The organism is Bacillus sp. SIMBA_008, from assembly GCF_046535495.1.
GTDB classification, from domain to species: Bacteria; Bacillota; Bacilli; order Bacillales; family Bacillaceae; genus Bacillus; species Bacillus subtilis.
Window position 1 is genome coordinate 1 of sequence record NZ_JAWRWL010000816.1, and the last position, 256, is coordinate 256.

Below are 256 nucleotides of genomic sequence, written 5' to 3' on the forward strand. Positions count from 1 at the left end.
GAGGAGCGCGGCGGACGGCTCCCACCGGTTCATTCGCTCGTTCGTGCCGGTCGCGCCCGTGAGCACGACATCGAGGATCGACAACGGCGACGAGACCCGGTGCCGCGGGTTGACGTGGCCGATCCGCTCGCGCAGCTTGCGGATCTCGACGTGACCGAGCTGCTGGCCGAGCACGAACACGGATCCGCGGGTCGGGTGCTGCTGCGCGCCGCACATCGTCAGCATGGTGGACTTGCCCGCACCGTTCGCGCCGATG

1 protein-coding gene is annotated in these 256 nt (G+C 69.9%); it reads right to left on the reverse strand.

Going from position 1 to position 256, the window contains the following annotated elements; all coding sequences use genetic code 11:
- On the reverse strand, positions 1–256 hold a 256-nt coding region (locus tag SB658_RS25590), incomplete at both ends, for an ATP-binding cassette domain-containing protein (RefSeq protein ID WP_410603260.1).